At 56.0% G+C, this 26,065-nt stretch carries 18 protein-coding genes and 1 pseudogene; 8 read left to right on the top strand and 11 right to left on the bottom strand.

Translation table 11 applies throughout. From position 1 onward, the window contains the following. The first annotated feature begins 153 nt into the window (after positions 1-153). The 3 genes from tpiA (at position 154) to ACKC9G_RS07930 (ending at position 3,300) form a co-directional block, all read left to right on the top strand. Positions 154-927 carry a triose-phosphate isomerase gene (gene tpiA, locus ACKC9G_RS07920; RefSeq protein WP_411404401.1) on the top strand — a complete coding sequence of 258 codons (774 nt, stop codon included), beginning with the start codon at positions 154-156 and terminating at the stop codon, positions 925-927. Between the two features lie 283 nt (positions 928-1,210). After that, positions 1,211-2,308: a bifunctional 3,4-dihydroxy-2-butanone-4-phosphate synthase/GTP cyclohydrolase II gene (ribBA, locus tag ACKC9G_RS07925; protein ID WP_411404402.1), complete on the top strand. Its 1,098-nt coding sequence runs from the start codon at positions 1,211-1,213 to the stop codon at positions 2,306-2,308. Positions 2,309-2,352: 44 nt separating this feature from the next. After that, a complete protein-coding gene (locus ACKC9G_RS07930) occupies positions 2,353-3,300 on the top strand; it encodes a sugar-binding transcriptional regulator (protein ID WP_411404403.1) in 948 nt (315 codons plus the stop codon). Between the two features lie 157 nt (positions 3,301-3,457). Here the strand turns inward: ACKC9G_RS07930 and ACKC9G_RS07935 are convergent, their stop codons facing one another. The 3 genes from ACKC9G_RS07935 to ACKC9G_RS07945 form a co-directional block, all read right to left on the bottom strand. Then, positions 3,458-6,550, bottom strand: coding sequence for a hypothetical protein (locus ACKC9G_RS07935; protein ID WP_411404404.1), 3,093 nt, complete (start codon positions 6,548-6,550; stop codon positions 3,458-3,460). An 81-nt stretch (positions 6,551-6,631) separates the two neighbouring features. Next, positions 6,632-7,003, bottom strand: coding sequence for a hypothetical protein (locus ACKC9G_RS07940; protein WP_411404405.1), 372 nt, complete (start codon positions 7,001-7,003; stop codon positions 6,632-6,634). Between the two features lie 22 nt (positions 7,004-7,025). Next, positions 7,026-7,460, bottom strand: coding sequence for an RrF2 family transcriptional regulator (locus ACKC9G_RS07945; protein WP_411404406.1), 435 nt, complete (start codon positions 7,458-7,460; stop codon positions 7,026-7,028). Positions 7,461-7,600: 140 nt separating this feature from the next. Here ACKC9G_RS07945 and ACKC9G_RS07950 point away from each other — a divergent pair, with 140 nt between their 5' ends. Next, positions 7,601-8,605 (top strand): NAD(P)/FAD-dependent oxidoreductase, encoded by a 1,005-nt coding sequence (locus tag ACKC9G_RS07950; RefSeq protein WP_411404407.1) that lies wholly within the window; start codon positions 7,601-7,603, stop codon positions 8,603-8,605. Positions 8,606-8,714: 109 nt separating this feature from the next. After that, on the top strand, positions 8,715-10,028 hold the full coding sequence (locus tag ACKC9G_RS07955; protein ID WP_411404408.1) for a methyl-accepting chemotaxis protein: 1,314 nt from the start codon (positions 8,715-8,717) through the stop codon (positions 10,026-10,028). A gap of 97 nt (positions 10,029-10,125) precedes the next feature. On the opposite strand, the gene ACKC9G_RS07960 is transcribed toward ACKC9G_RS07955, so the two are convergent. The 8 genes and pseudogenes from ACKC9G_RS07960 to ACKC9G_RS07995 all read right to left on the bottom strand — a co-directional run bounded on the left by ACKC9G_RS07960 (position 10,126) and on the right by ACKC9G_RS07995 (position 24,017). After that, on the bottom strand, positions 10,126-10,701 hold the full coding sequence (locus ACKC9G_RS07960; protein ID WP_411404409.1) for a CesT family type III secretion system chaperone: 576 nt from the start codon (positions 10,699-10,701) through the stop codon (positions 10,126-10,128). Positions 10,702-10,744: 43 nt separating this feature from the next. Continuing rightward, complete coding sequence (locus ACKC9G_RS07965; protein ID WP_411404410.1) at positions 10,745-12,943, bottom strand: hypothetical protein; 2,199 nt, start codon at positions 12,941-12,943, stop codon at positions 10,745-10,747. A 179-nt stretch (positions 12,944-13,122) separates the two neighbouring features. Further along, positions 13,123-13,464: an FKBP-type peptidyl-prolyl cis-trans isomerase gene (locus ACKC9G_RS07970; protein WP_411404411.1), complete on the bottom strand. Its 342-nt coding sequence runs from the start codon at positions 13,462-13,464 to the stop codon at positions 13,123-13,125. 139 nt (positions 13,465-13,603) lie between these two features. After that, on the bottom strand, positions 13,604-14,605 hold the full coding sequence (locus tag ACKC9G_RS07975; RefSeq protein ID WP_411404412.1) for a diguanylate cyclase domain-containing protein: 1,002 nt from the start codon (positions 14,603-14,605) through the stop codon (positions 13,604-13,606). Further along, the gene (locus ACKC9G_RS07980; protein WP_411404413.1) at positions 14,605-19,212 is read right to left on the bottom strand and encodes a PAS domain S-box protein; all 4,608 of its coding nucleotides are present in this window, start codon (positions 19,210-19,212) and stop codon (positions 14,605-14,607) included. The genes ACKC9G_RS07975 and ACKC9G_RS07980 overlap by 1 nt, the downstream gene beginning before the upstream one ends. A gap of 11 nt (positions 19,213-19,223) precedes the next feature. Next, a complete protein-coding gene (locus ACKC9G_RS07985) occupies positions 19,224-21,710 on the bottom strand; it encodes an EAL domain-containing protein (RefSeq protein ID WP_411404414.1) in 2,487 nt (828 codons plus the stop codon). 210 nt (positions 21,711-21,920) lie between these two features. Further along, a pseudogene (locus tag ACKC9G_RS07990) lies at positions 21,921-23,072 on the bottom strand (PAS domain S-box protein); the annotation flags it as partial. A gap of 519 nt (positions 23,073-23,591) precedes the next feature. Further along, entirely contained in the window at positions 23,592-24,017 is a 426-nt protein-coding gene (locus tag ACKC9G_RS07995; protein WP_411404415.1) for a VOC family protein, read from the bottom strand. Between the two features lie 286 nt (positions 24,018-24,303). On the opposite strand from ACKC9G_RS07995, the gene ACKC9G_RS08000 reads away from it, so the two are divergent. From ACKC9G_RS08000 to ACKC9G_RS08010, 3 genes are read left to right on the top strand one after another with little or no spacing between them, the layout of a single operon-like run. Continuing rightward, complete coding sequence (locus ACKC9G_RS08000) at positions 24,304-25,011, top strand: polymorphic toxin type 44 domain-containing protein (protein WP_411404416.1); 708 nt, start codon at positions 24,304-24,306, stop codon at positions 25,009-25,011. Between the two features lie 5 nt (positions 25,012-25,016). Beyond that, the gene (locus tag ACKC9G_RS08005; RefSeq protein ID WP_411404417.1) at positions 25,017-25,427 is read left to right on the top strand and encodes a hypothetical protein; all 411 of its coding nucleotides are present in this window, start codon (positions 25,017-25,019) and stop codon (positions 25,425-25,427) included. Positions 25,428-25,475: 48 nt separating this feature from the next. Continuing rightward, positions 25,476-25,874 carry a hypothetical protein gene (locus tag ACKC9G_RS08010; RefSeq protein WP_411404418.1) on the top strand — a complete coding sequence of 133 codons (399 nt, stop codon included), beginning with the start codon at positions 25,476-25,478 and terminating at the stop codon, positions 25,872-25,874. The last annotated feature ends 191 nt before the right edge of the window (positions 25,875-26,065 follow it).

Consider the following 26,065-nt stretch of genomic DNA (forward strand, 5'->3'; position numbering starts at 1 on the left):
TTTCCGACCTGAATTTGCCGGGTGGCGCGCCTTTAGGTGTCGTTGACCGTAAGACTCGTCATAATACGGGGCGAACCATCCCCTAATCTTGGCGCAGCTGGTCAGACTCGAACAAGGATACCGCTGCCCGCCGATCGGTTTCTGGAGGTATGCATGACGTTAAAACGTCGCAAGAAGATCGTGGGTAACTGGAAGATGAACGGCAGCACGGTGTTTGCCCGTACGCTGGTCAGCGACCTGCTGGAGCAACTCTCCCCCGCGCTGACGGAACAGGTGTGTCTGTGCCCACCGATGCCCTATTTGCCGATGGTGGCAGAGGCACTTGGGCAGAGTGGTGTGAGCCTGGGCGCCCAGAACGTCAGTAGTTATAACGACGGTGCCTACACCGGCGAGGTCTCCGCGACCATGCTGGCGGATATTGGCTGTGATCATGTGATTGTTGGCCATTCCGAGCGTCGTACGCTCTTTGCTGAAACCGACGCCATCGTCGTCAGTAAAGTCGCCAAGGCGCTGGAACAGCCGGGTTTGACGCCCATTCTCTGCGTCGGGGAAACCCGTGAAGAGCGTGAAGCCGGACAGTGGCAGGCGGTGATTTCCCGCCAGATGCAGGCAGTGCTTGAGGGCATCGACCGTGCCGGTGTGGCCCGTATCATCGTGGCGTATGAGCCCGTCTGGGCCATCGGCACCGGCCTGACCGCAACGGCTGAGCAGGCACAGGAAGTCCACGCGCTGATTCGTCAGCAGGTGGCGGCGCTGGATAGCGCTATTGCCGACTCACTGCTGATTCTCTATGGCGGCAGTCTGAATGATCAGAACGCCAAAGAGCTGCTGAGCCAGCCTGATATTGATGGCGGTCTGGTCGGCGGTGCTGCGCTGGTGGCGGAAAAGTTTGCCCGTGTGTGCAATACCCTGGCGGAGGTGGGCTAAGACCTGCCTGCCAGCACGAATCCAATTCGAGGTGTCGCTTCTTAACTTGAGGTGTGACCCACATTCGGCCCGGAGACAATCCGGGCTTTTTTTTGACAGGCATAGGCAGTTTTTGCGGATTTTCTGTACAAAAAAGCATGCAAAATCCTCAGTGAATAATTATTCACAACTGCTAGAATGAACCGCAAAGCTCTGTAGATGAGCGGGGTTCAGGGAGGCGTTGCGGACGCTTTCCTTCCTGAAAAAACATTCTTAGTCCCTGAGACGGGTTATCGAGGTCACTGTGGCGATCAGCACTGCACAAGAAATTATTGAAGATATTCGTCAGGGCAAAATGGTCATCCTGATGGATGACGAAGACCGCGAGAACGAAGGCGATATTTTGCTGGCGGCGGATAAAGTGACGCCTGAAGCGGTGAACTTTATGGCCAAGCATGGTCGTGGCCTGATTTGCCTGACTTTGACGCAGGACCGCTGCCGTCAGCTCAACCTGCCGTTGATGGTGCGCAATAACACCGAGGCTTTCTCTACAGCCTTTACGGTCGCTATCGAAGCGGCCACCGGCGTTGAAACCGGCATCTCCGCCAAGGACCGCTGCCGCACTATTCAGGTCGCGGTAGCGGAAAATGCCGTACCGGAAGACATCGTCATGCCGGGGCACATTTTCCCGGTCATGGCGCAGGAAGGCGGCGTTCTGACCCGCGCCGGTCACACCGAGGCCGGCTGTGATGTGGCGCGTCTGGCCGGGCTTACGCCTTCGTGCGTTATCGTCGAGATTCTGAATGATGATGGCACCATGGCACGTCGTCCCGAGCTGGAAGTCTTCGCTGAAAAGCACGGCATCAAGCTTGGCACCATCGCCGATCTGATTGCCTACCGCTACGAAACTGAACGCACCATCGAGAAGGTCGCCGAGACGGTGCTGGAAACCGCCTTTGGTGCTTTCAACCTTCTGACCTATCGCGACCAGATTGAGCACAAGCTGCACTTTGCCCTGACCAAAGGCCCCATTGATACCGACGGCGAAACCCTGGTACGTGTGCACTCACAGGACCCGGTCGTCGATGTGCTCCACGCAGGTGGCAAGAAGTGGTCAATTCCCGCCGCCATGCAGCGTATTGCCGAGCAGGGCGGTGTGCTGGTGATTCTGGCCAGTCAGGATAGCGAGGATGCGGTGCTGGAGAAGATTCAGCGTCTGGGTGGCAAGGAAACCAAAGCGGCCGCCAAGGCCACGCGTGGTCAATTCAGCCAGATTGGTGTGGGCTCACAGATTCTGTCTGATCTGGGCGTGCGCAAAATGCGCCTGCTGACCTCGACCGAGCAGCGTTATCACGCACTCTCGGGCTTTGGTCTGGAAGTGGTTGAGAACATCTGTGAATAACCTGCCTTTGATCCACAGGCCAGTGATCCGTAAACGGGAGCGCGATGACCAGCAATAACGAATTACGTCTTCTGATCAAGATCGCGACCCTGTATTACGACGAGGGTGTTAAGCAGGCGGATATCGCCAAGAACCTTAACCTCTCGCAGTCGCAAGTGTCCCGTGCCCTGAGCCGCTGCCTGAAAGACGGCCTGGTGAAGATCAGCGTGGTGCAGCCACCGAATATCTTCGTCAGTCTGGAGCGGGAAATTCAGTCTCGATTTGATTTTGCCCAGGCGATCGTGGTCGATGTGCCGGATGATGCTTCCCAGGATCAGATCCGCCGGGCCATCGGTGCCGCCGCTGCGCACTACATGCATACCACCCTGCAGAAGGATGAGCTGATCGGCATTTCCTCCTGGAGTGAAACCATCCGGGCGATGGTGGATAACATGCACCCGCTGGCCAACAAGGCGCGGGGCGTGATCCAGATGATTGGCGGGGTGGGCCATAACGGCAACCTGCAGGCAACCATGCTGACGCATTCACTGGCGCGACTGCTGGAGTGTGATTCCTACCTGTTGCCGGCCACGGGGATTGGTCAGTCGGTGGAGGATCGCACCCGCCTGATGAGCAGTCCGGAAGTGCTGGATGTCGTGGGCAGGTTTGAGGAAATCAATCTGGCGCTGGTGGGTATTGGTTCCACGGAGCCATCCTTCCTGCTGCGCAACTCCGGTAACTACTTTCAGGAAGAGATGACCTCAGAGCTGGTCAAGCGGGGTGCGGTGGGGGATATCTGCCTGCATTACTTTGATCAGCAGGGCGAGCCGGTACTGAAGGATCAGGAAGATCCGGTCATCTCCATGTCGCTGGCGCAGCTGAAAAACTGCCCGAGGGTGGTTGGTCTGGCCGGTGGGCTTGATCGCGTGGATGCCATTAAAGGGGCGCTGGCCGGTGGTTACATTGATGTGCTGATTACCGATCGCATTACCGCCAAGGCGCTGGTGAAGTAACAAATAACAAAGCGCGTACCTGCTAATGAAAACGGCTCGCCCTGATCAGGGGACGAGCCGTTTTTTTATGGGCACTTCAGCGCATCCTGTGCGAGTACACCCCAGCGTTAAGAGACCGCTCTGAGACAGTTTAGAGGCTGCTCAAAGGCCTCGGTCTTTACAGAATCTGCGGCGCGCCGGAGGCACTGAAACCGCTCTGCCAGTGCTGACCCTGGAGCTTGATCGCCAGCTCACGTTCGTGTTCGGTAGCAGCTTGCTGATCCTGCGCGGCCTGACGGTCCTGCAGTACCTTGGCCTGACGGCAGGCAGCATCCAGTCGCAGCGGCGCGGTGCCGAGCAGTAAGGTATTCAGGCGACTGCGCTTCTTGCGAAACTCCTTGTTGGCATCATCCATCAGATGCTGGGCAAACCGCTGCTCGATGGAGGCGGGCTCCGCCGTAGCCGGGCCGTGGTCATGATCATGGTGATGATCTGCCACCGGGCCGAAGAGATCGAGATAGGCTTCCATCAGCCCCTGCATTGCCGCGGGTGTTGTTGTCTCACTCGTCAGCTTTTCCGCCAGTGCGCTGAGTTTTCGCTGGCGTAGCAGATCGGTCGCAAGGCCTGTTCCCACGCTTTGCCAGTGCGTTTTCACCGCCTCTTCGCTGGTCTGCTCTGCCGCATTCTCAGAAGAGGACTGCGCGGCCTCTTGTGCAGATTCAACAGGTACGCCACTGGCCGTTGCTGGAGCTGCCGCATCATGGCTGTGCTCGTGATGATGGCGGTGCAGCGATAATCCAAAGCGATGCTTGTGCTCCGGTTTCTGGCTGACTGGCTCTTCAACGGGCAAGGGGTTGTCTTCCGGCTGATACAGCGCCTGTGCCAGGCGGTCATCCCCTTCACTGACATCAAACAGCCGCGTTTCGGCGGCCAGCAGATTGTCCATGTGCGTTAGCGCCTTGTTCACATCCTGCGCCATCCAGGCCTTGAGTGGCGCGGCGCTTTCCGGCTTGGTCAGAATCCGCGCCATTTGGGTTTTATTGAGGTAGGGCGTTTTATCGCTGAAGTCTTCCCGTGCGGCCGCCAGCGCGGGTTTCTCATGGGCTTTCAGGGTGCTGGTGAGATGCTGGGCGCCACGCTTCATCGGCAGGGTCATGCTTTTGAAACGGTCCTTCAGGGGACGGTAGCTATGATCATGAGTATGTTCATGAGCATGGCTGTGCCCGTGATGGTGCTCATGAGCGTGACCATGATGATGCTCTGCCTGTGGCGGGGCCGAAGCGTCATGGTGATGAGCGGAGTGATCATGGTTGTGCTCCGCAGGCTGGTAGCGGGTATCGCGATAGGCTTTCTTCCAGGATTCTCCGCTCAGAGTCTGGGGCGCGCTGTGTTTGAGATAGCTGCCGACGCCTCGCGACAGCGCCGCTGTCTGCTGGCCGCCTCGCTGCAGGGACTCACGGGTACGCTGCATAAAGCCCTTGTCTTCCTTACGCTGGGTTTCACGCTTTTCCCGGGTTTGTGCTGTGTCGGTGGAGTGGGTGGTGATCTTCTTGTGGCGCAGGCCGTTGGCCTTGGCCATATCCACCAGAAAGTCGGTGCGATGATCTTCACGCTCATCCAGCAAGCGCGCCATTTCCGTCGGCAGCTGGATGCTGTCTTTACCGCCATTGGCGGCGAGGGCCTTGAAGAGATCACTGCGCAGCTCCGGGTCTTCACGCTCTGCCCACTCTTCATGCTCATGGATGTTGGCGTGATAACGGGCATAACCGTAGGTGCCGTAGGCCACGGCGACCACGGAGGCGAGAATCGCGGTGCTGGCACTGATATCAGCAACGGTCGCGGTGCCTGCCACCAGTGCCGCAATCTTGGTGGCGCTGATCCCCGTGGCGCCGAGGGTATAACCGCCCATACCGCCGACGAACCAGTTCAGCAGTTTCTTGAAGGCTTTCAGCCCCTGCTCCTGGGATGCCCATTTGCCGTCCTTGAAGAAGCGGTCGTAGTCCTCGCGAATTTCCGTCGGCAGTTCTTCCTTGATCAGCTCGAAGGCTTCACCGGCCGTCTTGAGGCGGTCCTGCAGCTCTGCCAGTTGTGCTTTAGTGAGCTTCAGCGTGTTGACGCCCATGTAAAGGCCGGAGGCCGCAGCCGCAGGCGAAAGGCCAATGCCCGCCACGCCTGCGAGGGTCGACGCGACCGGCATGGCAACTTCACTGGCGTAGGCAAGAGGCTTACAGACCAGCTCGATCATGCCTTTAACCATCATCAGCGCGCCGGCCGTTTCTGAGCCTTTACCAAGGCCAATCTTGTATTTGACGTTCCCCAGACGCTGATCGAGCCGCTCCAGTTCCCAGTCGGTGACACGAAGCTCGGTACTCAGCAGCTGCAAATGCTGTTGACGCTCCTGATGCTGGGCCGGGGTTTCATCCGCTGGTGCCGTTTTCAGGGCCTCGAGTTTTTTCAGTAGCTGCGCCTTGTGCTCAATCACACGTAAGCGGGCTTTGGTATCGTGCTTTTTCTCCGCCTGACCTTCCTTGCGCTCTCCTTTACCAGCAGCGTAACCCAGCCCTCCGGCGCCCACCTGCAGGCCGGCCAGCAGCGTATCTCCGAATAGCTCCAGGCCCGAGCCTGAGGTTTCATGATGCTGAAATTGCTGCAGGCGGGAGAGGCCCGAGTGGCCATCATCCGGGTTCAGCACAGCAGCCATACCGGTCTTGGCGCCGACGGCCGCGTGAGGACCTTCGTCAATATCGGTGGTGCCAAGACACTTTTTCAGCAGCCGCTTCATGCGGGTGTCGGCATGGTGGTGATGCACATGCTCATCGTCATCATGGGAATGTGCGTGGGCATGATCATGGCCGTGACTGGCTTGGGTCTGCGCGGCGGCAAGAGGTTTATCCGCCAGTTGCAGCTCCTCATCGAGCAGCTCCAGCAAGGCCTGACAGGGCTGGGTGAAGTGTTTTTCTTCCGGGCGCTGGAAACTGCCCAGCAGAGTGTTAAAAGCCCCCATGAGTTCACGCGTTTCATGGAAAAACGCCTGATGATCCGGCGCGGCTTCATGGGCGTGCGCCTCATGCTGGGCGCTGACCTGACCGAGCAGCGCCTGCAGGCGATGCTCAATGGTGGAATCCCCTAAAAGGGTCTGGATGGCCTGTTGGGCTTTGGCGCTGGACTGTACCGCTTTAGCGGCGGTATCAGCCGAGGTGTCGCGCTGGGTAACCTGCTCAAGGCCTGTCGAGAAGTGCTGGTTCAGCACATTGCGAAGGCTGGTATTCATGATGATGCTCTTCTTTCGGCGTCAGTAACCCGCTTCGCCTGATTCAGGCAAAGGTCGGTGAGAGAGAAAACGCGGGATAACTCAGACGAAAGAAGGCGGAGCGCGTGGGGCAAAGAAGCGGCGGGTGATGAAAGGCGGCACGGGCGGCGCTGTCGTCTCACTGATGCGCAACGCCCGGCGGTACAGAGAAGGGGCGGCAAAACTCAGGCTTTGCAGGGTGATGGCCAGGGAGGCGGCATCAAACGCCAGACAGGAATGAGCATGGCTCAGAGCTTCATCATGATCCTCCGAGGAGGCATCACCATGAAAATGCGCCTGCACTTCCTGCCATTGGGTGTGCTCGATCCCGTGAATAAAACCGAGGTGATGCGCTTGTAACAGCGCAAACAGCAGCAGGCCAATCAGCCAGTGCTGATGGCGGTGCCTCGGTGATGTCAGGGGAGAAGCCAGCATGGGTTAAACCTGGGCGGCGGGGCTAGGGTGTCGCATGAGCTTTAACGGATGGCACGCCAATGGCGAGCTGATCCAGAGTGATTTCGCCGAAACGCTGCAGCATCAGCTGCTCGGCGGCATTCATGACTTCAGCCAGTGACTGGTTCACCGCCTGTTCGATCGGACAGGACTGATGCTCATCGGTCAGGCCAATAGTGAAGAGGGTGTTTTCCCCCAGCGCCTTGTGGACATCCAGCAGGGTGATGTTCGCCAGCGGCAGGCTCAGTGTCCAACCGCCATGATGACCCTTGGCCGCGTTGACATAACCGGCTTCGCGCAGCAACGCCATGGTTCGACGCACCACGACCGGATTGGTATTCAGCATTTTGGCCATGTCATCCGAGGTGACCGGTGTGCCGATGGCATTCAGGTGCACCAGTGCATGAAGCACTCGTGACAGGCGGCTGTCTTTACGCACAGTGGGCTCCGTCTGATCCGGGCGATGAAAAGCAAAATGTTATCATATTACGTATCTTTTTAGGTTACCTGTCTTGTCTTTTGGTTCCTTCCGCGCCAGACTAATATTAAGTAACTATTAAAGTTTCATGAAATGGTGGTTTGGGTGATCAGTGCTGGCTGACGCCGAAATCCTCTGGTGATGCGCTGTTGGCGCTAATGAATTCGCAGGTGTTTATGTCTTCTTTATCTTCTTCGCAGTGGAGCTCCTCCGTTTTTGATGTCGCGATTGTCGGTGGCAGTTTTGCCGGGCTTGCTGCTGCCATGCCGCTGGTGCGGGGTCATCGCAAGGTGGTGGTGATTGATGCGGGTCTGCCGCGCAATCGTTTTGCCGCCCATGCTCATGGCATCTTTGGCATGGACGGCCTGAGCCCTGCGATGATTCGCGAGCGTGCGCTGCAGGAATTACAGGCCTACCCAACGTTTCGGCAAGTCGAGGGACGTGTTGTCAGCATTACGGGTGAGGATGGTCGTTTTTGTCTGGCGACGGAGGCAGGCAGCGGAATGCAGGCGCAGAAGCTGATACTGGCAACCGGTATTCGTGATGAATTGCCTGAGCTTGCCGGCCTCGCTGAACGTTGGGTCAAGACGGTTATTCACTGCCCTTACTGCCATGGTTATGAGCTGAGCCACCGTGCACTGGGTGTGCTGGGTTCAAGTGCGATGTCCTGGCATCAGGCGGCGATGATTCCTGACTGGGGCGCCACGACCTTCTTCACTCAAGGCAATATTCAGCTGGAGCCTGAGCAGCGGGATTTGCTGGTGCGCCGAGGCGTCATGATTGAAGACTCGCCCGTGGTGACCTTGCTGGGCGAGGCGCCTGAGTTAACGGGGGTGCGCCTTGCCGATGGCCGTGAAATAGCTATCGAGGGGCTGTACGTTGCCAGTCGCATTAATGCAGCAGAGCCGCTGGCGCTATCCCTTGGCTGTAAGCTGGAGGAGAGCCCAATGGGGACGGTGCTTGGCGTTGATGCCATGAAGCAGACCAGCGTCCCCGGTGTTTTCGCCGCGGGTGATCTTTCCAACCTGATGCAAAACGGCACCTTTGCCATCGCTTCCGGCACCCTGGCGGGGGTGAGTGCTCATCGCTCGCTGATGTTTGGTTAAAGCGACAATAAAGCCTGGGGTCTGGAGTGACTGAACTCTATGAATGACTGGAGGTTAGTTACGCTTTCGTCTATAAGAAATAGAGCCAGTCACCGCAGGAGTGCTGTACATGTTTGGAGCCAAGGTTCGCAGGGAAAATGCCATTCTGAAAGAAGAGCTCGGTGCCTTCTTGCAGGTGCGTGACGGAATACGTGAAGAGATGATGGTGATGACCCTGGACCCCCAGGGCAAGATCATTTTTAGTAACTCGCATTTCGAAAACGAAATGCGAGTAGGTAAGGAAGAGCTGGAAGGTAAACGTTTTGCTGAACTGGTGCCTTCCGACCTGCGTAATACCATTCATTACCAGAAAATGGTTGAGGCTCTTAAAAGTGGTACTCACTGGATCGGTGCGGTTCAGGCGTCTAATGCCCGTGATCAGCGCTTCTGGATTCGCTGTATTATTCATCCTGTAAGAACCAGTGATGGCAAACTGGTCGAGATGTTTGTCATCGGTAACAACCTTACCCGCACTATCGAAAACTCCCTTGAGCATGAAAACATGATCAAGGCATTGCAGCGTTCTACTGCGGTGATCGAGTTTGATATGCAGGGGCTGGTGCTGGATGCCAACCCGCTGTTCCTGAAAGCCATGGGTTACTCCCTGAACGACATCAAGGGCAAGCATCACAAGATGTTCTGCGAGCCGGAAGTCTATGAAAACCCGGCCTATGAGGCTTTCTGGCGCAAACTGCGGGATGGCCAGTTCGTGGCGGACCGTTTCAAGCGGGTTGATCGCTATGGCAATACCGTCTGGCTTGAGGCGAGTTATAACCCCATCGCCAACTCTCGCGGTCACTTTTACAAGGTGGTGAAGTTCGCCACGGTAATTACCGATCAGGTGGAGCAGGAGTTGGCGGTATCACAAGCCGCCACAGTAGCGTATGAGATATCCCATGAGACCGATGCCAGTGCCAAGCGCGGTATGGATGTGATGCGGGAAACCACGGCAGTGATGCAAAAACTGTCGGACCAGATGTCTATCGCCTCGAAAAGTATCAGTGACCTTGAGCAGCAGTCTCAGCAGATCAGCAGCATTATTCAAAGCATCAGCAGCATTGCTGACCAGACGAACCTGTTGGCATTGAACGCTGCCATTGAAGCCGCTCGTGCCGGTGAACAGGGTCGTGGTTTTGCGGTGGTGGCCGATGAAGTACGCCAGTTGGCATCCCGTACCAGCTCGGCTACCGAAGAGATCGTCTCAGTGGTGGGGCAGAATCAGGCGCTGACCGCCAGTGCAGTATCGATTATCGAGTCCAGCAAGAAGCAGGCGGAAGATGTCGTGCATCTGGTGGCGCAGGCCCGTGATGTGATTCACGAGATTGAAAACGAAGCTCGCAAGGTGGTGGCTGCAGTGTCGCAGTTCTCGGATCAGATCAAATAGCCTCGAACGCTTTTCCATAAGAAAGGCCAGCATTTGCTGGCCTTTTTGCATTCTGTGGCGCGAAAACGGATGAGCTTTCTGCGGCATCCATTAACTTTTACAGGTTACGCAGCTTCTGCTCCAGCAGGCTGCGGGCATTTTGTGGCTCGGCACTGCGAATTTTCTGAGGCTGGGCCGGTTCTGCTGCAGGGCGCTTGGGGGTTGCAGCGGGCGAGGGCGCCGGGCCCTGAGAAACCTGAACTTTCGGCGCAGGTGCTGCCGCTGTCGGCTGGTTACTCAGGAAGTAATGCTTGCGCCAGTCGAGGGCTTCATCCACCAGACGGTTCAAATGTTCCAGCAGGGTTTTCTCATCAAGCGTCGGCAGTGGCAGGGTGTCGGTGAGCACGACATTTTTATGATCTGACAGGCAGCCAAACACATGGCTGTGACCATCGTGGCTCAGGTAGTTCTGCTCAAGCAATGCCGCCATGGCCGCCAGTTCACGGCCTTCCGGCAGGGTGCCGAAGGCAACGTAAATAAAGAGGGTGTCCGGGTGGCGATCCTGACTGTAGGCCAGATTAACAATCACGCCACCGATATCAAAGCTGTCCCCTTTCTTGAAAGGTTCACTGTCGGCAATACCGATGCCTTCGCAGAAGCGATCGATGAGCGTTGAGAATGCGTTAAAAGACATCTTGATGTTCCGATTGCCAAAGCACTTCCAGAGAGCTTACCTCTCAAAGTTCTTTGAGAAAATCTTTTGCGACGTCTGCAAGCTCTGGGGACATGATTTCTTTATCGACCAGCGCGCTGGACATATCCAGACCCTGATCCTTCAGGTGCTGGACGGTCTGGTTCAGCATATCGACGCTGGGCTTGTAATGTCCGCTCACGCGGGACATTTCCTGCAGACGGCCATTACTGACGATGAACTCACCGGCGCCACCCACATCACCACCGGCCAGGAAGCTGGAGTGCTGGAAACGGCCGTTTTCGTGGTCAGCGGTGCCGTAGAGTTTGCCGTTGGAGGGGTCGATAACGAAGATACCACCTGCGCCGCCGGCGGGGGTGTTAAAGCCATTGGTATCAAAGAGCTTGCCCTGATTGTTATAGATCAGGCCATCCTTGATGTGCAGCTCGAAGTGCTCCCGCTCTTTCGGGTTCAGGTACTGAACGCGGGCAGAGAGACCAAAGTCAGCAGAAAAGTTGTTATGACGTCCGGCGATATGTTCGTTCTGGTAACGGCTGTCCATCTTCGCTGTCAGCGGGAACTGATTACCTTTAAAACCTGAGTCGGGACGCTTCACTTCACTGGCTGCGCTGGTTTCATGCAGACCGCTCATATCCACGGCGCCGTGCTGTGCGGCAAAGGCCTTCATGTCGGTGCTGAACTTGTTATCAGAGCTTTCAGAAGAGGTAGGGCTGTGGTTGCCTGCCTGCTGATTCTGAGGGCGGAAGTCATCCGCAGTCACCGTAAAGCTGGACTTGCCTTGTGGCAGGCCAAACTCGGCCAGTGCCTGGGCCAGGTCATCCTGATCCTGCTGGGTAATCGTTGAGGCATCCGCACCTTGCTGCGGACGCATTTCACCGGGCTGCGGTGTCGGTGCGTAGAACTTGGGATCCGTCACATAGCCTTCATTTTCCTGCTGCTTTAACAGCTCTGACTGCTGAGGCTTGGTAAAGCGCTGTGGACGCGGTGAGGCGATCTGATCCTGCTCAATGTGGTTATGTGCCGTGTACTTAGGCTCATTGTCGACATTGCCTGAGCCCATGTGCAGCTCATCGGCCGATGTCTGAATCTGTGAGAAGTCAGGCATGTCTTCATGGGAGGACGCGGTGCTGGTCGGACGGCTGCCCTGATGAGAGTGGCTGTGATGCGTATGCTGTGGACGTGCCTGTTGCGGACGCTGCTGTTGAGGGCGCTGTTGCTGCGGCGCGTGATCTTCCACCAGCTCATACGAGGTTTGTACGGTATTCATCGGCAACGCATCCGGATTGGAATGCTGCTGATAGGGGCGGGTCGTAGCACTGTTGGTCTGAGCATTCTGGCTGTTCATGCTCTGCGGGCGTGGACGCTGGGGTGCCGAGTTCGGACGCGCCTGAGGGCCGCCTTGTGGACGCTGCTGCGGACGTTGTTGTTGCGGTGCGTGATCTTCCACCAGCTCATACGAGGTTTGCGCCGTATTCAGCACCAGTGCATCCGGATTGGCTGGGCGCTGATAAGGCCGGGTTGTCGCGCCATTGGTCTGCGCGCTCTGGCTATTCATGCTTTGAGGGCGCGGACGCTGAGGTGCGGACTGTGGACGTGGGCCGCCATCCTGAGGGCGCTGTTGTGGCCGGGTGCTTTGTGCTGCTGGCTCTTCCACCAGAACATGGGTCTTGGTGGGAATATTCATATCGTTTAGCGCATCAGGATTGCTCGGGCGCTGATAGACATTACCGGTGCTGTTGGGACGTGCGCCCATCTGTGGACGCGCCTGAGTGCCGAGATTCGGTGAACTCTGATGCTGGTTTCGGGCCGGCAACGGCGGACGCTGATCCCCCGCAGGACGTTGCGCCTGAGGCGACTGCTGATCAAAGCGCGATTGCTGCAGCGTCTGCTGAATGGGAGAGCCGTAACGGTTGGGCGCTCCCTGCTGCAGAGCTTGTCCCTGTGACTGCTGTGGTCCGCCCTGCTGGGGTTTCGCGTAGGCGCTTGGCATCTGCATGCCATTCATCGCCAGCTGGCTCTGATAAGGCGAGTAGGACTGGGGGCGCATCGGCGGCGGCAGCTGTGGCGAACCGGGGGAACCGGCAAAACCCTGGGGCACTGAATGCGGCATGGCCGCGGAGATTTCGTGGCGGAGGACATCCTGCAGACGATTGAGCTTATCCCCCAGACCTTGCGTGATCTGGTTTAATTGGGCGTTGAAGCCGGATCTGATATTTAGTCCCATTACCGGTACCTTAAAGCTGCGCTGCCAGTCTTTTGGGATGTCCCACCGAAAGAGCCCAAAGGTCGTTTAAATGACCTTCGGGCGGCATTGTTATCCTTTATGTGTCTGGAGTTTCGCAGCAGTTCCTTGCCGGACTCATGAGTTTGACCAGTTGGTTCAATCTTCGCGTCTTGGGTGAATTAATCGTCGCGATTAAGTACTTCCAAAAGCTCAATTTCAAAGGTCAGATTGGCATTGGCGGGCACTTTATCACCCATGCCGCGTTCCCCGTAGGCCAGGGCTGCTGGCACGTGCAGCCTGCGTTTGCCGCCTTCCTGCATCCCTTGCACACCATCGACCCAGCCCTGAATAACCCGCTTGTTGCTCAGTACACACTGGAACGGCGTGTTGCGCGAAAACGAGGAGTCAAACTCGTGGCCATCATCCAGAAAACCCCGGTAATGCGCGGTAATCAAGGAGCCGCGTTTGGCGGTTTTGCCGGTACCTGGGGTGATGTCTTCAATACTGACCTGAAGTGTCATAAGCCGTTGTCTGTCCTGTGGCGGTGGTGCGTATGCAATCACCGTGTTGCCTAAAAATAAGCCCGAAAGAGCCTCAAGGCGCGCAGTATAACAAAGCACTATCGCGCCCGGCGGTGGGGGGCGCTGGACTCTTCGCCGGTCAGTGCGCCTTTTCCTGACTGGCTTCAACGCTGCCGGTTGGGTGACTCGGATGGCTTTGGTCAATGCCTGCGTAACTGGAGAAGCGCGCACGACCTTCGGCCTTGCTTTGATACAGCGCCTCATCTGCCTGTTTGATCAGTGATTTAGGCTGCTGATCATTGCAGGGAATCACGCAGGCCACACCAATGCTGATGCTGACATAGTCAGAGGCATCTGACAGCGCATGGGGGATTTTCAAGTCCTGAACGGCTTTTAACATGGCTTCAGCCCGACCCTCGCCGCCGACCAGATCAGTAAAGGGCAGCAGGCAGGCGAACTCCTCACCGCCGTAGCGGCTCAGAAGATCACTGGGACGACGCAGGATGCCCTGCAGGCCCTTGGCCACCATGCGCAGACACTCATCACCCGCCTGATGGCCATAGTGATCGTTGTAGCGTTTGAAGTAGTCGACATCGATCAGCAGCATGGTCATGGGGCGCTCTTCCCGCAGGCACAAACGCCAGTCGGCAATCAGGTCTTCATCAAAGCGGCGGCGATTGGCGATGCCGGTCAGGCCGTCCAGCAGCGCCATATTGCGAGCAAAGTCATATTGCAGTTTAAGGGCGAGCTGGGTGCGAACCCGGGCACGCACAATCACCGGGTTGATGGGCTTGGAGATAAAGTCGACGGCGCCGATCTCAAAACCGAAGGCTTCATCGTTGTCATCGTTTTGTGAGGTGACGAAGATCACCGGAATGTTCTCGGTGGAAGGGTCGGCCTTGAGCTGGCGACAGACTTCATGGCCATCCATGCCGGGCATCACAATATCCAGCAGAATGATATCCGGCTGCTGGGAACGGGCCTGTTCCAGCGCCTGTTCGCCCTTGGTGGCCATCAGAATGTCGCAGTCTTCCTTGAAGACCTCATTCAGCGCGCGGATGTTAATGGGCTGGTCATCCACAATCAGGATGCGAGGCCGGTGTCCTGAGCGCTGCAGGGTATCGTGCAGTGTATTCAGCATCAGAGTCTCTCCATCAGGTCCATTAACTGCGACTGAGCCGCATCAAACTCCAGGTTCTCGGCCGCTTCCATCAGCGAGGCCAGAGTCTGGTCAAACTCAGTACGCAGGCTCAGGGCGCGATGGATTTCCTCAATGATATCCAGCGCTTTGAGGTTGCCACTTTGCAGGTACTGGGCAGCGGCCTGCATCTTCGCCTGCAGATCCTGCGTTGGGACTTCGGCTGTGGCCTGGGTCGCGGTTTCTTCCTCTTTCAACAGGGCTATCAGCATCTGTTGTTCTTGCTCGGCTTGCCCCTGCAGGCGACCCACCAGTGCGGTGGAGAACTGCCGGGCTTCGACCGGTTCCTGGCGCAGGCGCTTCTCCAGCTGGGCCAGCTGATGATGCAGACGCATGTAGCCTGCGGTTCCGGCGGTGCCTTTCATGGTATGGGCACTGGCGCGCGCGCCTTCCCAATCCTGGGTTTCAAACTGGCGACGAAGGTCATTCAGAATCGGTTGCAGTGAGGGCACCAGGCCGACAATCACCTTGCGGCACAGTTTCTCGTTGCCAGCGAAACGGCGCATCAGGTCGACCATCGCTTCTTCGCTGCTCATCACCTGAATATCACTTTCGTCAGTGTTCTCTTCATCGGCCTCGGGCGTAGCGAGCTGCGCCTGTTCTTTAGTATCGGCGGCGGCAAGGTTTTCCTGATTGACCGGGATCACTTTCGAGCTGTCCTCGTCGTTAGCGCGGGTGTATTCCAGAATGGTCTCGATCACCCGTGGCATATCCAGCGGTTTACCCAGGTGCGCATTCATCCCGGCTTCCAGACAGCGTTCCTGATCGCTTGGGCTGACATTGGCCGTCATGGCGATAATGGGAAGATGGGTAAACCTGCTATCAGCACGAATGCGGCGGGTCGCTTCCAGACCGTCAATGTCAGGCATTTGCATATCCATCAGCACCAGATCATAGGGGCGCTGACGCTCCAGCACCTGATTGACCCCTTCGAGACCGCCGGGAGCGACGTCCACTTTGGCGCCTTCCTGAGTCAGGAGTTCATAAGCCACTTCCTGATTAAAGAGGTTGTCTTCCACCAGCAACAGATGCAGGCCGGCAAGGGGGCCGTGATGCTCGCCGGTGGCCTCTTCTTCATGGCCGATGTCGGTCAGTACATCCGGCATGGGCTGGTGAGTCAGCACGGCTTCCAGCGTTTGCACCAGACGAAGCGGCGTGACCGGACGGCTTAGCACGCCATCAAAAGGCAGGTCCTTCGAGGCGTGGGGCAGCTCCATTTCGGTGGCACTGCACAGCAGTAGCAATTGCATATTCGGGTTGGTGCAGCTGTTTTTCAGCTGACGAACCAGCGCTGGCATGTCGGTATCTGGCATGGGCCAGTCCAGCAGGATCAGATCAAAGCACAGGGTATTCATCGGCCCGCACTGACTCATATGCTGCAGCGCCTGCTCGGCGGTTTGGGCTGTCAGCACAAAACCATTGATATGGTTGAGCTGGCGTGCCAACAGCTCACGCGAGGCGCGGTGATAATCCACCACCAGAATGCGCGGAGGTTGCGCCAGTGTCAGATGGGGAGAGTGCCATTCGCGAGAGGTATCCAATGGCAGGCGCAGAGTGAAGTGGAAGTGGCTGCCGCGCCCCACATGGCTATCCAGCTTCAGTTCGCCGCCCATGAGTTCAATCAGGCGCTTGCTGATCACCAGACCAAGGCCGGTGCCGCCGTAGCGTCGGGTGGTCGAGGCTTCCGCCTGAGTGAAGCCTTCAAAAATACGCTCCTGCTGATCCGGGCTGATGCCAATGCCGGTATCGATGATGCTGAAGTCAATTTCAGCGATGCCGTTCTCAATGTTCTGACAGGTAATGCGTACCGTGACTTCACCTTCGGAGGTGAACTTGATGGCATTGCTGGAGAGGTTGATCAGTACCTGTTGCAGACGCAGCTGATCGCCGATCAGGAACTGGGGCAACTGCTCGTCCATATCAAACAGCAGCTCGATGGATTTGCCGCGCAGATTGCCGGACATCACCACCCCGAGGTGCTCCATCAGCGCATTGATATCAAAGGAGTGTGGATCAAGCTCAAGCTTGCCTGCGTCAATTTTCGAGTAGTCGAGAATGTCATTGAGAAGGCTGAGCAACGAGGTTGCCGCCATCTTGGCTTTATTGGCATAGCCGAACTGGCGATCTTCCAGACTGGTTTTTAGCAGCAGCTCCAGCATGCCGAGCACCGCATTCATGGGAGTGCGGATCTCATGGCTCATGTTCGCCAGGAACAGGGATTTCGCCTCGTTGGCGGCATCAGCAATTTCCTTGGCTTTAATCAGCCGTTGTTTCAGCTCACGGTCATCGGTGACATCGCGGTTAATTCCGGTCACTTTGACCGGTTTGCCGTCGGCATCATGTTCGACGTAAGCGCCCGCCTGAATGTAGCGAATATCGCCATTATCCAGCACCAGGCGGAAGGTCGGGTCGTATTCGCTTTCACCGCGTATGGCTTGGTGCAATCGCTCGATGGCCATATCCACGTCATCCGGATGCAAACGGGATGACCAGTGATGAAAGGATAAGCCGCCCTCGGCCAGAGAAATCGGCTGCTGGTACAGCTCATACATTTTGTCGTTCCACTCCAGATGCTGGTCTTCTAAATGCCAGGTCCAGATACCCAGCTCCGCCGTTTTCGATGCCATCAGCAGCGTGTCGGAGGTGGCCATCAGTTTTTCCTGAGCGGCATTGAGGTCTGCCGCCGCGCGCTTGCTTTCGGTAATGTCGGTGGAAATGCCGAGGAAGCCGATGATATCGCCCGCATCATCCCGCATGGCGGTGACGACCAGCGTGACCGGGACCTGGGAGCCATCCTTACGGATAAAGGTCCACTCCCGGTATTCGGCGCCTGTGCTAATCGGGTTATAGGTAAAGACCTCGAAGCCATTCACTTCGCGGCCAATCTCCGCCGACAGCTCTGCCGCGCGGGCTTCGACTTCATCCCGCACATGGAAGATTTTTGGTGTGGTTTTGCCGACGATCTCCTCCGGGGAATAGCCCAGCAGAATTTCTGCCCCACGGTTGAAGACGCGAATCACGCCGCTTTTGTCTGTGGCAATAATGGAGAACTCAGAGGCAGCGGAGAGCACGTTGCTCATCAGCAGGTTCAGGTCCGCCAGTTCTGCCGTGCGCTGCTCCACTTCTTTTTCCAGATTGGCATTCAGGTCACGGATGCGTGACTCGGCCGCTTTCTGTTTGGAAATATCCCGCACGGATTTTGAGGCGCCAATGACCTGCCCCGTGGCGGAAATAATGGGTGCGACGGAGACCGATACGGGAATCTCGCGGCCATCCTTGCGTTTGCGCGTGGTTTCAAAGGAGGTAATGGTTTCCCGGTTGCTAATACGCTTCAGCACAATGGCCTCTTCATGGCGAAGCCGGTCGGGTATGAGCAAATCCACAATGTACCTGCCGATGGCTTCCTCTCGGGTAAAACCAAAGATGTGCTCGGCACCGGCGTTCCAGGCGATGATTTTGCCTTCCAGGGTTTTACCGATAATGCCGTCAGCAGAGCTTTCCATAATGGAGGTCAGGCGTGTTTGCTCCATCTGCAGGCGCTGATTATTCCGATAGTTAGCCAGCAGCACCGATACCAGTGCGGAGGCGAGTAGCGAAATAAAGATACCGATCAGGCCAGCCACGAGCGGCGAGAAAAGATGCAGGCTGTCGATAAAGGCCGGGGTCGCCGAGAGGGTCATCCGCCAGATGCGGCCATAGACTTCGAAGCGCTCGATATCCGTGTGGGAGCCTTTTTCCTTGGAGTTGATAAAGAACTCTTCGGGGTAGCTGGTGTCGGTCACATCACTGATGGTGAGAATAAAGCGCTCCGGGTCGAGACGCTGTTCGGTCAATGCATCGCTGATGGTAATAGGTGCCATCGCCCAGCCAATGGCCTTGTTGAGGCGATCCTCGGTGGTACTGGGTATCTCGCCCCCTTTATAGATGGGCATCAGCATCAGGAAGGAATGGCGAAAGCCGGTATCACTGGAAATCAGCTGAATAGGGCGGGTGATCCGCGTATCGCCGGATACCATGGCCTGAATAGCGGCGTAACGCCGGGAGGCTTCTGTGGCGATGTCCAGTCCGATGGCTTCGGTATTGTCTTCCTCGGGGGTAACGTACTGGACGATAAAATGCTCATCATGATCGTGAGCATTCAGATCTTTCAGCTCAAACTGGGGCCAGTCGAGTTTGCGGGTACGTTCCACAAAGGCGTCAAGGTCAGGGTCCCTGACCCTGCGCACGAACACAAAACTGCGGGTGCCGGGGAAGTCCTCCGCCAGATTAATGGTATGGCCGTAGCGGTTAAAATCCTCACGGGTCATATACTCGACGCCACCGGCCAGCACCGCTGCGCGGGTCGATTCCAGACCGTGTTCATACAAGTGCAGACGGTCAATAACCGCATGGAAGGCAATATCACCTTTTTCCTTTACCGCGTCGTTAGTGCGCAGATCATTGATATGGCGAATGGTGAGCGCGACGATCACGGTGATCAGCAGGCATGCCTGCAGGGTGATCAGCACCGTGCGGTTCAGGTAGTCAGAGTTTAAAGGCTTCAGTTTCATGGCCCCGACTCCTACAAACACCAGTTCTCGGTGGGCAGGCGCGCCACGTCGCTATGGTCATGAATAAACTCGCACATCTTGTCATAGGGCAGAGGGCGGCAGTAATAAAAGCCCTGCATGATATGGCAGCCCTGCTCGAGCAGATGATTCACCTGCTGCACGGTTTCGACGCCTTCTGCCACCACGCGCAGCTTCAGGCCCTGAGCAATGCGAATAATGGCGGACACAATGGCATCGTCGCTGGGGTCGACCAGCACATCGCGGACAAAGCTCTGGTCAATCTTGATGACATCAATGGGGAACTGCTTGAGGTAGGCCAGGCTGCAATAACCGGTGCCAAAGTCATCCATGGAGATCTGTATGCCGGTTTGTTTGAGGGCGCTCAGCATGTCAGCGGCACGGTCAATCTGAGTGGCGAGAACCCCTTCAGTGATTTCCAGCTCCACCAGATTGGCGCGCACTTCGGTTTCCTCGAGAATCGTGCCGACCTGTCGATCGAATCCTGCTTCTCGCATCTGCACGGCTGAAACGTTAATCGCCACACGAATGGGGTAGCCTTCCTGATGCCATTCAGCGCCGTGGCGGCAGGCCTGCTCCAGCACCCACTGGCCAATGGGAACGATCAGCCCGGTCTCTTCGGCAAGAGGGATAAAGTCCGCCGGGGAGACCATTTTTCCCTGGCGATCATGCAGGCGCAGCAGTGCCTCGACACCCACCAGCTTGTTGGTGTTGGCATTCATCTTGGCCTGGTAATACAGCTCGAAGCGTTTCTCTTCCAGTGCCAGTCGCAGCTCTTTTTCCATCATGTGGCGGGCGACAGCGGCCTGCTCCAGCGCCGGAGCAAAGTAGTGATGGCGGTTACGCCCGGCACGCTTGGCCTGATACATGGCCGAGTCGGCATGACGATACAGGGTGTCGACATCCTCACAGTCATTGGGGTAGAGGCCAATACCAAGGCTGGCGGCAATATCGTAACGGTTCTGCTGCACCCAGACCGGTTCCCGCAGGGTGTCCATCAGCAGCTGCACAAACTCGGTCAGCTCGCGTTCATTCTGCAATTCGGGCAGCAGAATAATGAACTCATCACCGCCGTGACGGCTGATGGTGTCGATAGGCCGGGCCATCTTTTTCAGACGTGCCCCCACTTCCTTGAGAATCTGGTCGCCCACGCTGTGACCAACGGATTCATTAATGGTTTTGAAGTTATCCAGATCGAGAACCAGCATCGCCACCTGATGATGCTTGCGCTTGGCATCCTGAAGACTACGGCGGGCGCGCTCTTTCAGAATCAGGCGGTTGGGCAGGCCGGTCAGCGGGTCATGGTTGACCATGTTGGACATTTTCTGTGCCAGGGCACGGGCTTCGCTGACATCGTGGAAAACCGTGATGGCCCCAAGAGGACGGCCCTGATGGTCAATAATCGGCGAGGCTGAATCTTCAATATCAATCAGCTGACCATCGGCACGGCGCAGGCTGGTGTGCAGTGAAGTCTCTACGACGCGCCCCTCTTGCAGTGCGCGATAGACAGGATTTGTGAGAGGTGAGGGTTCCAAGGGTTCACAGAGTTGCATCACCTCTTCGATGGGCTGGCCCTCGGCGCGACTCAGGGTCCAGCCGGTCAGGTTTTCCGCCACCGGGTTCATAAAGGTGATGGCGCCCATCAGATCGGTCGCGATCACCGCATCGGCAATAGAACTCAAGGTCACGCGCAGGCGCTCTTTTTCCGTGAGTAGCGCCGCCTGCGCTTCCATCAGATCGGTAATGTCATTGAGCACCATGGTCCAGCTGGTGATTTCACGTTTCTCCCGGCGGGGAATAAAGGTGGCATCAAAGGTGCGCTCACCGCGATCAACGGTATTCAGGCGCAGCTCGGTGTGGACAGTGTGGCCGGCAAGCACCTGCTGCACCTGGGGCGAAAGCGCCGCGAAGTTGTCATTACCGACAATGTCATGCAGGGATTTGCCACGGCTGTCGCCACCGGAGAGCTCAAACCACTGGGCCTGCGCGTTGTTGCTAAAGAGATTCATCATGCCGGGGGTCCAGCTGGAGACGTAGCCCGGAATATTATTGATGATGTCGTCGAGATCCTGACGGGCCCGCGCCAGTGCCTTGCGCTCACGCAGCAGGCTTAACTGAGTACGCACACGGGCCTGGGCAATGGGAATATTGATGGGCTTCATCAGAAAATCGACACCGCCGTATTCCAGGGCGCGTAGCTCGTTCTCTGACTCGGCATAGGCCGTCACGAAGATGATGGCGGTATCGCAGAGTTCCGGATCATTCTTGATGGTGCGGCAGACTTCATAGCCGTCCATGCCCGGCATCTGCACATCCAGCAGCATCAGGTCAGGTTTGACCCGACGAGCGGCTTCCAGGGCATCAAGGCCATCCATCGCAAAATGAATGTTGCCCAGCGACTCGACGGCCTCATGCAGCACCTTGATGTTGGAAGGCTGGTCATCCACCAGCAGGATGACATCGCGTGTTGGAGTGGCCATGGCGTGTTATTCCTCCGGGACACCTGACGGCATCACTGAATCGCGTCTTCCGGTGCGCTTTCACAAAGCGCCCCGGTGACGTTGCGATAATTCAAAATAATGCCCTGCATCCTGCTGGCGGTTGACGGCATCCCTGACAAATTACGGCTTCAGCTCATGAACGATACGCGCCAGCTCACTGACGGCGCCTTCAAGAAAGTGAATGCCGTCGGACACTTCGCGAATATGGTTTTCACCGCTGTCGGCAAGACCGGCGACACCCGAGAGCTGCTGGGACATCTGCTCAATCAGCTCTGCATTACCGCTGACCACCCGGTCTATTTCGGTGGTGGCATCGGCGGTACGCCGGGCGAGGTTACGCACTTCATCGGCGACCACGGCAAAGCCACGGCCGCTTTCCCCGGCCCGGGCAGCCTCAATCGCGGCGTTGAGCGCCAGCAGGTTGGTCTGGTCGGCGATGCTGCGAATGGTGCTCATAATGGAAACGATGCTGGAGGACTGCTCACTTAGCTGACCACCCAGCACCGAAGCCTGAGTAACCTGATGGCTGATCTGCTCGGAGTTATCGACCGCCTTACTCAGGCGTGTGGTCGCATCGGAGGCGGTCACGGCGGTTTCTTCCGACGTCACACCTGCTGCTTCGACAGCCTGAATCGCCTTGTTCATGCGTGAGGTGATATCCGAGGCAAACTTGATGACCTTGTAGACCTTGCCTGTTTCATCGCGGATGGGGTTATAAGTCGCCTCCAGCCAGATGCGGGTGCCGTGAGCATTTTTGCGGTCAAAGCGCCCTGCATAGAGCTGGCCGCTGCCCAGTGACGCCCAGAAGTTCGGGTTCTTCTGATAGAACTCAGGGAAGCAGAACATGCTGTGGTGCTTGCCTTTGATGTCCTCAAGCTTAAAGCCCATTACCTTCAGGAAGTTCTCGTTGGCATTTTGAATATGGCCGTCGGGGCTAAATTCGATCACTGCCTGAGAACGGTTCAGGGCTTCCAGAATAGCCTGCTGGTCCTGTAACTGGCGGTGCTGGCGAGTGACGTCAGAGGCAATCTTGACGATTTTATACACATCGCCTTGCTCGTTTTTGACCGGAAAGTAAGTGGCTTCGACATAGAGCGTCTGGCCGTTTTTGCCAACGCGCTCAAAGGTGCCATCCTGTTGCTTGCCTGCCGCGAGATCCTGCCAGAACTGGCGGTAGCGGTCAGACTTACTGAGTTCAGGTTTGCAGAACTGACGATGATGCCTGCCCTTCACTTCATCGAGTGAATAACCGATCACAGACAGGAACTGCGAGTTGGCCGTAATGATGGTGCCATCCGGCGTGAATTCGATCATGCCCACGGAGTTCCAGATTGCCGCGAACTTGTTCTGGGTATCTTTCAGCTCCTGCTGGAGTTGCAGTTGTGCCGTGTCGGGAACATCCGTTTTTTTACGCAACAGGCTAAGCATGTGGCACCTCGCCAAACTCTGGATTAAAGACAGCTACGAAATTGTTATTAAGATCGATCACTTCCTGATCCTCAAAAGAATTGTTTGTCAGGAATGTCACGGCTAATGACACGATAGCTTGGTTTGTTAATTCCTTCCCAAGGCTTTGGTCGCAAGCTGAATAATTGTAGTAAAGAATGGCGCACTCGGTGGGGAACTGAGCGTAGGGCTTCCTCAATTGATTAAATTGTGATCATTGAGACAGCGCTGAACCGATTAAGCGTTACTCAAACGAGCAAGAATCTGGGACGGGGCGGTTTTTATAGGGCGTGGGAAAGGAGTAAGGCGCAGAAAGAAAAAACGCCGCTCCGGACACGTGGAGCAGCGTTTTTTGTACCTTGAATAACCGCCTTTTCAGGCCATCATTCGCGATAGGGCGCAGGCCCTGTTCACTTACTTGGCGAACAGCTGGCTCATGTCCTTGAAGGCCTTGAACTCAAGAGCGTTACCGCAAGGGTCGAACAGGAACATGGTGGCCTGCTCACCGACCTGACCTTTAAAGCGCACATAGGGTTCGATGACGAACTTGGTCTCACGTGCTTTCAGGCGATCCGCCAGTGCTTCCCACTCTTCCCAACCCAGCACAACACCAAAGTGGGGAACGGGCACGTCGTGTCCATCGACCGCATTAGTGTGAGCCGCTTCCTGTGAGGTGGTTTTGGGGTGCTCATGGATGACCAGCTGGTGGCCGAAGAAATCAAAATCCACCCAGTGATCGCTGCTGCGGCCTTCAGACAGGCCAAAGATATCGCCGTAGAAAGAGCGCGCCGCAGGCAGGTCATAAACAGGGATGGCGAGGTGAAAAGGAGAAAGGCTCATGGGGTTCTCTCACGGTCTGGCCGCCGGGCGGCATGTTCTTCTGATGGGCTGACGCTGGCAGCGTGCTGCGGTTTGCAAACAGGCTCAGGCGTTTAGCCCCGGACGAAAATTATTATTACCCGTCGTTTTCTGATTAAAAAGCGGATATTTTCAACGCTGAGCAAGAATAATTTTGATGCTTTGAAGCGGAAAACTATCGTGCTTCCTGCGTTTGGACTATGCTGCTCACGTTTCGGTAGTAATGGACACTAATACCGACTTTTCTCAACGATACATGGAATGTGAAATGAGAACTCTTAACGTATGCCCAACTCCCAGTGGATCAGCGGTTGTCAGTAATCCTGCTGGTCAGCCGTTTCTCGATGAGCTAACTCCCATCGCGGAATACATAGTCAGAGAAATTCGCACGAATCTCCGTTCTCGTGATGTAGGGGTGATGCGTTACCTCAACCGATCTGCGGACTACTTTCTTAATCACGGGCATGAAGTTAAATCATGGGGATTCGGAGAGTTTTGGGACTGGAGCAAAGACAAAGCCAAAGGCCTCACTTGTCGAGAGGCGGCTATGATGATCTGGACAAAAAAGGTAGCTCAGGACAGTACTTGGGATCATAAACCGGTGATCAGCCACTGCTTCCATCCGAGAGACCCGCAATCGCAGCAATTCCATGCCTGGAAAGATCGTCGTTATTTTTACGATATCTGGTCAAATATTCATTATGGATTTATTGGCGCAGCATCGGGTTTTAATGATGCCATGCTCTTAGATGGTGCAGGGCTAGAGCAAATTGCCAGCGATTCATTAGCAGGCTCATGGCCCTCACGCCAAGGGGCGCTGACGGGAAAACTTCGAGATTTTGATGGTGCCAACGACCGTCTCAGTATTCAGTTGGGCATTCAGCTTTATCGAAAGTCTCCAGGTGGTATCAGTGTGAATATGCTGGTAAATGCCATTCTCGATAGTCAAATTGTTTATCGTTCAGCAGGGCTCTAAGAAATATGTTCAAGCGATATTTCTTCTTCAGCCTTCTTCTAGCGGCATGTGCTTTCTGGTTTTTTACACGTCATTCAGGGCCGGTGTCCTATGTCGAGATCGAGTTTGTCGCACCTGCAGGGACGAACCCACTTCGCACTGTAGAGATCATGTCTGGTCCTAGTAAAACCAGACTTACCGATATTGAGCCAGGCGATACACAAACTGCACAGGTTTACCCTGAAAATGCTCATGGTAATGAAGTGAGCCTTTTCATCTATCCAACATCTGATGGCTCTAAAAAGAACGTGGGTTGGGGGGGCGCACGCTACTATCCTGCGGGCACTGCTTTCCGTACCCATATTCAAGTTGATCAGAATGGACAGGTTATTAGCGAAAAATCCTGCAAGCTTCCCTGTACTTTTAAAGCACGTTAATTAATCGCCACCAGCCTCAGTGTTTAGGTGATATAGGAAGCTTAGCTTGTGCGTTATCTACTTATAGGAATAGCGTTCCTACTTTGTGCAGTCGGGTGGTTGGTTACGCATAATGGACCAACCAGTTACGTTGAAGTTGAGTTTATGGCGCCAGAGGGAGCTGCGCCTCTGGCTGCGGTGACCTTGATATCAGGCGGAGACAAGACCTGGGTTACTGATATTGCGCCCGGAGAGACAAAGTCTGTGCGCATCTATCCTGGAGAGTTTGCTGATAATGCGGTTGTCGCATGGGTTCAACGTTATCCCGATGGTAATGCTCCTAAGGAGGGTTGGTCTGGGAAACAACTTTATCCAGCAGAAACTGCATTTCTCACGCATTTAGTGATTAATAACGCAGGCCAGGTTGTTGATGAAAAGTCCTGTAAACTGCCTTGTTCTTTTGACTAAGTCATACGTATTTCAGGTTATTCATGAAGACTGAAGGTCTTAGACGGGCCTTTAGTTTTCAATAGATCAAGCGGCTATTCATATCGTTTCTCTTGAGTGTAAAGAGGACGTGAAAGCAAAGAAAAAACGCATATAGGGCTTCTCTTGGCTCGTGCCTGATCTCTCTAAGTTAAAGCAAGTCATTCCTGTTC

Origin of the sequence: Pokkaliibacter sp. CJK22405 (assembly GCF_046614695.1) — a bacterium.
Taxonomy (GTDB): Bacteria; Pseudomonadota; Gammaproteobacteria; order Pseudomonadales; family Balneatricaceae; genus Pokkaliibacter.